This is a genomic window from Mycobacterium sp., from assembly GCF_032162105.1.
GTDB lineage: Bacteria > Actinomycetota > Actinomycetes > Mycobacteriales > Mycobacteriaceae > Mycobacterium.
On record NZ_JAVRPS010000385.1, the window covers coordinates 1 to 8,418 of the forward strand.

Genomic DNA, 8,418 nt, shown 5'->3' on the forward strand with positions numbered 1-8,418 from the left:
CGCCATGATCGTCAGCCCGGATGCCCCGAGGATGTAACCGTCGTTCTCGATCAGCGACGGCAGCGCCGGATCCGGGGTGTCGTACCCGCCGTAGATGTACGGAACCTGCGCGTACACGCCGTCGATCCGGTCCAGTCGCCCCTCGCGCTTGGCCTTCAGCGCCGTCGCCAGAGAGAGGTTGCCGCCGCCGGACTCGCCCGTGACGACGATCGACGCGAGCCCGAGTTCGTCGCGCCCGGCATGCATCCAGTCCAGTGCGCTTGAGCAGTCGTTCAGGCCTGCCGGGAACGGATGCGGTCCAAGCGCACCAGCAGAATTGCGGAACTCCACGCCGACGACGACGCACCCCCTTGCGGCCAGCAGCCCGCGCCAGCTCGAGGCGATGGCCGTCTGCAGGATCGCCATCCCGCCACCGTGCAGGTGCAGCAGCCCCGGCACCGGGCCCTGCGCCCCAACGGGCCGGTCGATGTACAGCGTGATGTCGTTGCCGTCGACGCCGGTGATGGTCTCAGTGCGGCTCTCGACCCCCTCGGGGGTCGGGACGTCGGCGAGCAGGGCGCTGAACACGGTGTCGAAGGCCTGTTCGGTCGCCGCGGCGGCGGCCAGCAGGTCCGCGACGGGCGAGTGCCTGGTGACGGGCGGCGTCGGGGCAGTCACGTCGAGCCCGAACGGGGCGAACGCGGCGACCATCCGCGGGTCCGACCGGGGATCCGAGCGCATTTCGAGCGCGGGGTCGCCGAGTCGGCCGGGCAGTTTGACGTTGACAGTGGGTGCGGCCATGCCGCGAAGTTACACCTCAGTACACGTCGCGCACATAGCGTTTCGTCGCGACCAGGTCACGCTTGTAGTCGTGGGCGGCCTCGTCGGACAGCCCGCCGTGGGTGCGGATGATCGCGGTCAAGGCCGTGTCGACGTCCTTGGCCATCCGGGTGGCGTCGCCGCACACGTAGAAGTGCGCGCCGTCCTCCAGCCAGCGCCAGACGTCGGCGCCGTAGTCACCCATCTTGTGCTGCACGTACACCCGATCGGCCTGATCCCTGGAGAACGCCAGATCGAGGCGGTTCAGCAGACCGTCGCGAACCATGTCCTCGAGATCGTCGCGGTAGTAGAAGTTCTCGGCGCGGTGCTGGTCACCGAAGAACAGCCAGTTGCGGCCGGAGTGGCCCAGCGCCCGGCGCTCCTGCAGGAAGCCACGGAACGGGGCGATGCCGGTGCCGGGACCGACCATGATCATCGGGGTGCCGCCGTCCTCGGGCGGCCGGAAGTGCGGCGACGGCTGCAGGAACACCTCGGCGTGCGACGCCCGGTCGGCAAGGAAGGTCGATGACACTCCGCCCCTGTCCCCGCCGCGGACGCTGCGATAGCGCACCACCGACACCGTGAGCTGGACCTCGTGCGGGCTGACCAGCGGGCTGGACGAGATCGAGTACGACCGCGGGGTGAGGCGTACCAGTGCCTCCTGCCACTCCGCGGGGTCCGCCCGCACCGCGAACTCCTCGACGACGTCCACCCCGTTGCGGCCGAGCAGCCAGGCATCGCGAGTGGCCTTCGGCGCCTTGAGGATCCGGCCGGCGGACGGGTCGGCGCACCGTTCGCCGACGAACGTCATCAGGTTCGGCGTGACCCGGCAGATGTCGTATGACGACATGAGCGCATCCCGCAGGGCGACCTCGGCGCCGTCGACCGGCACGGGTTCGGTGCCCGACAGACCGGTGGCGGCCAGCCAGGCGTCGACGACGGCAGGCGCGTTCGCCACGAACACCCCGAGCGCGTCGCCAACGGCGTAGGTGACGTCGTGCTCGGAGATGTCGAAGCCGAACTGCCGCACTTCCTTTGCCGCCGTACGCGGCGTCAGCAGGACGTTGCGGCACAACGGCGCCCGCACGGGCCGGGTCCTGGTGAACTCCCGTGCCGACTTCTGCGCAACGGTCGCGATCCCCGCCGCCTCACCACCGATCAGCTCGACGATCCGGTCCGCCCACTGCGCCATCGGCTCGTCGTCGTAGGCCTCGCATTCGGCGCGGTCGACCAGTTTGGTCGCGCCGAGATCGGCGAGCCTGCGGTCCAGTGACTTGGCATGGCCGCAGAACTGGTCGTAGGACCGGTCGCCGATGCCAAACACCGCGTAGCGCACGCCGTCGAGGGCGGGCACGTCGGGCGCGCCGAGCCGGTCCCAGAACTCGGCGCCGTTGTCGGGCGGGCCGCCGTCGCCGAAGGTGCTGGTGACGATCACGACGTCGCGCCGTCCGGTGAGATCGTCGAGGGTGGCCTCGTTCATCGCGAGAAGCCGGGATCCGTCGAGGCGGTTCGCGACCTGGGATGCGAAACCCTCGGCGTTGCCGGTCTGCGACGCCCACAGCACCAGCGGGCCGTCCCCGGGCATCTCCGCCGCGACGGCGCGCGAGTATCGCCCGGCGAGCAGCCCGTCCATCCACAGCCGGACCGCCGACCGCAGCGGTGCCGACGGTGGCAGCACCGGAACGCCTGGCGCGCCGTCCTCGAGTCCGGTGAAGAACCCTGCGAGATAGAGCAACTCGTCGTCTTCGAGGGCGGGCGCGGAGTCCGGCAACCCTGGCAACGACTCGGATGTGACGGGCGTCAACCGGACCGCGCAGAACTTGAACTCGGGCTGCAGCGACACCGGGTCGACGGCATCACTGGTCAATGCGTTGATGGTCAGGTCTTCGCCGTGTTCGTCGTTCCAGTGAAACGGCACGAAGCAGTTGCCGGGCCGGACCCGGTCGCTGACGACGGCGGGCAGCACCGCCCTGCCGCGCCGCGACGTCAACTCGACCCTGCCGCCGTCGGTGACGCCGAATGCCGCTGCGTCGTCGGGGTGTATCTCGACGAACGGTCCACTGTCGAGCTTGTTGAGCTTGTCCACCCTGCCGGTCTTGGTCATGGTGTGCCATTGGTGCTGCAGCCGTCCGGTGTTCAGCACGACCGGGAAGTCGTCGTCTGGAAGCTCGTGGGCGTCCATGTGCGGGCGCGGGTGGAACACCGCCCGCCGCGACGGGGTGGGAAACGCCAGCCGCGGCCGATGCCCCGCCGCGTCGACGTAGGTGGTCTGGCTGACGCCGTCGTTGAGGTAGCGGATCGGGTTGCGGTCCGGCCCACCGCCCGGCGCCACCGGCCACTGCAGCGGCGTCTCGCGCAGCCGGTCGTAGCTGGCCCCGCGCAGGTCGTAACCCGTTCGGAGATTGGAGAACTGGCGGATCTCGTCGAAGACCTCCTCGCTGGACTTGAAGGCGAAGTCGGCACCGAACCCCATCTGTTCGGCGACCTCGCAGATCAGTTCCCAGTCCGGCCGGGCCTGGCCTGCCGGCGGGATCGACTGCGCCAGCAGGGTCAGGTTGCGCTCGGAGTTGACCATCACGGCATCCGACTCGGCCCACAGCGTGGCGGGCAGCACGATGTCGGCGTAGCGGTTGGTCGCGGTGTCTTGGTATGCGTCCTGGGTGATGACCAGCTCGGCCGATTCAAGCCCCGCGATCACCGTGCTCCGGTTGGCCACCGTGGCAACGGGATTGGTGCAGATGATCCAGCACGCCTTGATCTCACCGGTGCCGAGCCGGCCGAACATCTCGATGGTCCCCGGTCCCACGTCGGTGCGGATGGTCCCGCCGGGCAGCCCCCACTGCGTCTCGACGAACGCCCGGTCCTCGGCGGACGTGACGGCGCGCTGGCCGGGCAGACCCGGTCCCATGTAACCCATCTCACGTCCACCCATCGCGTTGGGTTGCCCGGTGAGCGACATCGGTCCGCTGCCCGGCCGGCAGATCGCCCCGGTGGCCAGGTGCAGGTTGCAAATCGCGTTGGTGTTCCAGGTACCGTGCGTGCTCTGATTCAGCCCCATGGTCCAGCACGACATCCACTCCCCCGCCTCGGCGATCATCGCCGCCGCGGTGCGGATGTCGGCCTCGGCCAGACCGGTGATCGCGGCGACCACGTCCGGCGGGTAGTCGGCCAGGAAGCCGGGCATCGCGTCCCAGCCGTCGGTGTGCTCGGCGATGAAGGCGGTATCGATGACACCGCCCTCGACCAGAAGGTGCAGGATTCCGTTGAGCAGCGCCAGATCGGTGCCGGGTTTGATCGGGAGATACAGGTCGGCCTTGTCGGCGGTCGTGGTGCGGCGGGGATCGACCACGATCAACTTGGCGCCCGCCTTGAGCCGGTCGGCCATGCGCAGGAACAGGATCGGGTGGCAGTCGGCCATGTTCGAGCCGATCACGAAGAACAGGTCGGTTCGGTCGAAGTCGGTGTAGGAACCCGGCGGCCCGTCGGCGCCGAGCGACTGCTTGTAACCCGTTCCTGCACTGGCCATGCACAGCCGCGAGTTGGACTCGATGTGCGTCGTGCGGACGAAGCCCTTGGCCAGTTTGGTGGCCAGATACTGCGCCTCGATCGACATCTGACCCGACACGTAGAGCGCGACGGCGTCCGGACCGTGCTCGTCGAGGATGGCCCGCAGGCGACGGCCCGCCTCGGCCACAGCGTCGTCGACGTCGGTGGGGGCCAGTGCCCCATCTCGCGATGGCCGCACCAGCGCCGTGGTGAGGCGCCCCTGGTCGGCACGCATCAGCTCGGCGTGCGTGGCACCCTTGGTGCACAGCCGACCGAAATTGGTGGGGTGCAACTTGTCTCCCGACACCCGCGCGATCACCGGCAGACCCGTATCGGGGTCGGCACGGGTCTCCACCGAGATCCCGCAGCCGACCCCGCAGTACGAGCACGCCGTCCGCGTCGTCACCTGATCCCCTCGATCAGCCGGCCCCGACGGGTTGGGCCAACCTGCCCACGTGCTCACCCGTGACCGCCCGCACCGACTGCATGCGCAGGAAGACGAACCAGGTGACGAGCGCGCAGATCACGTAGAACGCGAGGAACACCCAGAACGCGTTGGTCGCCGACTTCGCCGCCCCGGTATAGGACATCCGCAGTGCGACGTTGATGAACACGCCGCCCAGCGCACCCACCGCGCCGGCGAATCCAATCAGTGCGCCGGACATGCGGCGCGACCACGCCGCCTTCTCCTCCTGGCTCCAGTCGTCCTTGTCCTGCGCCTTCGCCTCGAAGATCGACGGGATCATCTTGTACGTCGAGCCGTTGCCGATGCCCGACAGGACGAACAACACGATGAAACCGACGACGTAGCCGATCATTTGGCCGCCGGTGGGTGCACCCTTCATGGCGTCGTCCATCATCCCCGTGACCACCAGGATGCCCGCGGCGAAGATCATCGCGACGAATGTGTACAGCGTGATCTTGCCGCCACCGACGCGGTCGGCGAGCTTGCCGCCGAACGGCCGCGAGATGGAGCCGAGCAGCGGCCCAAGGAAGGAGATCTGGGCGGCGTGCAGCGCGGCCTGCGCCGCGTTGTCACCGCCGGCCAGGAAGTTGATCTGAAGCACCTGGCCGAACGCGAACGAGAAGCCGATGAACGACCCGAACGTGCCGATGTAGAGAAAGCTCATCACCCAGGAGTGCTTGTAGCGCAACGCCTCCGCGAGCGCGCCGAGGTTGGACTTCTGATTGCGCAGGTTGTCCATGAACAACGCGGCGCCCACCGCTGCCAGCGCGATCAACACCAGGTAGACGGCACACACCAGTTCGGGGGCGGCATTGCCGACCGTGGCGATCACCAGCAGTCCGATGAGCTGGACGACCGGCACGCCGATGTTTCCGCCGCCTGCGTTCAGCCCGAGCGCCCAGCCCTTCAGCCGTTGCGGATAGAACGCGTTGATGTTGGTCATCGACGAGGCGAAGTTACCTCCGCCGAAGCCGGCGAACGCCGCCACGACCATGAAGGTGGTGTAGGAGGTGCCAGGGTTCTTCATCGCCCACAGCGTCAGCAGCGTCGGGATCAGCAGCAGCAGCGCGCTGACGATGGTCCAGTTGCGCCCGCCGAACTTGGCCGGTGCCACCGTGTAGGGAATGCGCATGAACGCACCGACCAGCGTCGGCACCGCAACGAGGTAGAACTTGCCCGCCGCGTCGATGCCGTACACGTTCTGCGGCATGAACAGCACCATCACCGACCAGACGGACCAGATCGAGAACCCGACGTGCTCGGCGACGATCGACCAGATCAGGTTGCGCTTCGCGATCTTCGCTCCACCCGAGTCCCAGGCGGCGACGTCCTCGGCGTCCCAGTGTTCGATGTTGCGGTCGCGGGTCAGTGTCGACATTGTGGCCCTTCCAGCAGGAATGCGTCTGCTCAACTGTTTACGTGCCCTGGGTGTTGCCGCCGTTGCGCCTCGGTAGCGGTTGTGTCAACACCCGCTCACACACTGCTTGTGGGCCCGGGTGCGCAACGGTATTCACGCCCGCCTCGCGCAGGAAACGTCCCGGAAACACGAGCCGCCTAGTCATGGAGCATGAGCGACGGCAGCACGCCCCGGTTCCTGCAAGGCGCCTTCGAGTTCGACGGCAACGGCCTCGACAAGCCGGCGCCACTCGACGATTCACTGCGATACGTGGTGCCCGCCGGGTCGGTGACACAGCCCGTCTACTTCCGCGGCGGCAACTCGACCGACGAGATGGTCAGCGTGGTGCTGTTCTGCAACGGCAAGCCGATGCGGTACTTCCCGATCGCCGCCAAGGGGGCGACGCACGTGGCACTGCGCGTGGTGGAGGACCTGCTGGGTGACACGGTGCTGGAACTGTTCATCGCCGCGCCGAGCGGTTGCACGGGGACGGTCGTGGTCGACCTCGGCCTGGTGGAGATCTGATGCCCCGACTCGTCGTCGTCGGCAACGGCATGGCAGGCGTCCGCGCGATCGAGGAGATCCTGGCCCGCGGTGGCGGTGATGCCTACGACGTGACGGTGTTCGGCGACGAGCCGTACGGCAACTACAACCGCATCCTGTTGTCGAATGTCCTTGCCGGCAGCGATGATCCATCCGAGATCTACCTCAACGGTTTCGCCTGGTACGCCGACAACCGCATCGACCTCAGGGCCGGGGTGCGGGTGGTGCGGATCGACGCATTCGCGCGCGTGGTGCACGCCGACGACGGCACCAGCATGCGGTACGACAAGCTGATCCTGGCCACCGGAAGCCGGTCGTTCTTCCCTCCGATGACCGGGCTGTGGGCCGATGACAAGACCCTCGCCGACGGTGTCTTCGGCTTCCGCACCCTCGACGACACGGCGACGATGATCGCCGAGGCGGCCACCAGGACGAAGGCCGTCGTGATCGGCGGCGGTCTGCTCGGCCTGGAGGCCGCCCGCGGACTGCAGAACCGGGGGCTGACGGTCGACGTGGTGCACGCAGGCCCGACGCTGATGAACGCCCAGCTCGACGAGCTGGCGGGCGCGATCCTGCGCAGATCGGTGGAGGGCCTCGGCATCGGTGTGCATACCGAGAAGCGGACCACTGGGGTCTTCGTCGAGGACGGGCGGTTGGCGGGCATCGCCTTTTCCGACGGGGAACACCTCGACTGCGACATGCTGGTGATCGCGGCGGGCATCCGGCCCAACGTCGGTCTGGCACAACGGGCGGGCCTGACCGTCGAGCGCGCCATCGTCACCGACGACCACATGCGCTCCGTCGACGACGACGACATCTACGTCGTCGGTGAGTGTGCGCAGCACCGCGGCCAGGTGTACGGCCTCGTCGCACCGCTGTGGGAGCAGGCCAAGGTGCTTGCCGACCACCTCACCGGCACCGACCCGCGCTCGGCGTACCACGGCTCGCGGGTCGCCACGAAGCTCAAGGTGGCGGGCGTCGACGTCGCCTCGATGGGGATCAAGGCACCCGAACTCGACGACGACGAGTTCGTCCAGTACTCCGAACCCCGGCACGGCGTCTACAAGACGATCGTGATCCGCGACGGCAAGCTGATCGGTGCCACGTTGGTCGGCGACGTGAGCAAGGTGTCGTTCCTGACCCAGGCCTTCGACAGCGGGCTGCCGCTGCCCGAGGAGCGGGTCTCGCTGATGTTCGACATCGGCACGCCGGACGTCGCGGTGGGGGTCGCCGAGTTGGCCGACGACGCGCAGGTCTGCAACTGCAACGGGGTGGACAAGGCGGCACTGGTCGGCTGCGTGCGCGCAGGCACCACGTCGGTCGCCGGGGTGATGGCGAAGACCAAGGCTGGCAAGGGGTGCGGGTCCTGCAAGGAGTTGGTCGGCCAGATCGTCGAATGGGCCGCAGGCGGCGCCGTCACCGAGGATCCGTCCGCATCCTGGTACGTGCCGGGAGTCCCCTACGACAAGCCGACGCTGATGCGGCACATCCGGGAGCTCGCACTGCATTCGGTCTCGTCGGTGTTCGCCGCGCTGGCCCCCGACGGCGCCGAGGACGCCAACTCCAAGATGGCGCTCGCGTCGCTGCTGGAGACGATATGGGCCGACGAGTTCGTCGATGAACGCGACGCCAGGTACATCAACGACCGCGTGCACGCCAACATCCAGCG

Annotated in this window: 5 protein-coding genes; 2 read left to right on the top strand and 3 right to left on the bottom strand. The window is 68.2% G+C overall.

From position 1 onward, the window contains the following. From QOC69_RS19510 to QOC69_RS19520, 3 genes are all read right to left on the bottom strand, one after another. A partial coding sequence (locus QOC69_RS19510) for an alpha/beta hydrolase (protein WP_526442575.1) occupies positions 1–780 on the bottom strand: 780 nt, incomplete at its 3' end. A 16-nt stretch (positions 781–796) separates the two neighbouring features. Continuing rightward, a complete protein-coding gene (locus QOC69_RS19515; RefSeq protein WP_526442577.1) occupies positions 797–4,750 on the bottom strand; it encodes a bifunctional nitrate reductase/sulfite reductase flavoprotein subunit alpha in 3,954 nt (1,317 codons plus the stop codon). A gap of 13 nt (positions 4,751–4,763) precedes the next feature. After that, entirely contained in the window at positions 4,764–6,188 is a 1,425-nt protein-coding gene (locus QOC69_RS19520) for a nitrate/nitrite transporter (protein WP_526442579.1), read from the bottom strand. Between the two features lie 189 nt (positions 6,189–6,377). Between QOC69_RS19520 and QOC69_RS19525 the strand changes: the two genes are divergently transcribed. Together QOC69_RS19525 and QOC69_RS19530 are read left to right on the top strand one after the other, a co-directional pair. Continuing rightward, positions 6,378–6,731, top strand: a complete 354-nt coding sequence (locus tag QOC69_RS19525; protein ID WP_526442582.1) for a molybdopterin oxidoreductase — start codon at positions 6,378–6,380, stop codon at positions 6,729–6,731. Continuing rightward, the coding region (locus tag QOC69_RS19530) for an FAD-dependent oxidoreductase (protein ID WP_526442584.1) at positions 6,731–8,418 on the top strand (1,688 nt) is incomplete at its 3' end. The genes QOC69_RS19525 and QOC69_RS19530, both read left to right, overlap by 1 nt.

Bases quoted from the DNA above. Each gene is read 5' to 3' on its own strand.
- QOC69_RS19525 (WP_526442582.1), top strand. From the start codon at position 6,378: ATGAGCGACGGCAGCACGCCCCGGTTCCTGCAAGGCGCCTTCGAGTTC.
- QOC69_RS19520 (WP_526442579.1), bottom strand. From the start codon at position 6,188: ATGTCGACACTGACCCGCGACCGCAACATCGAACACTGGGACGCCGAG.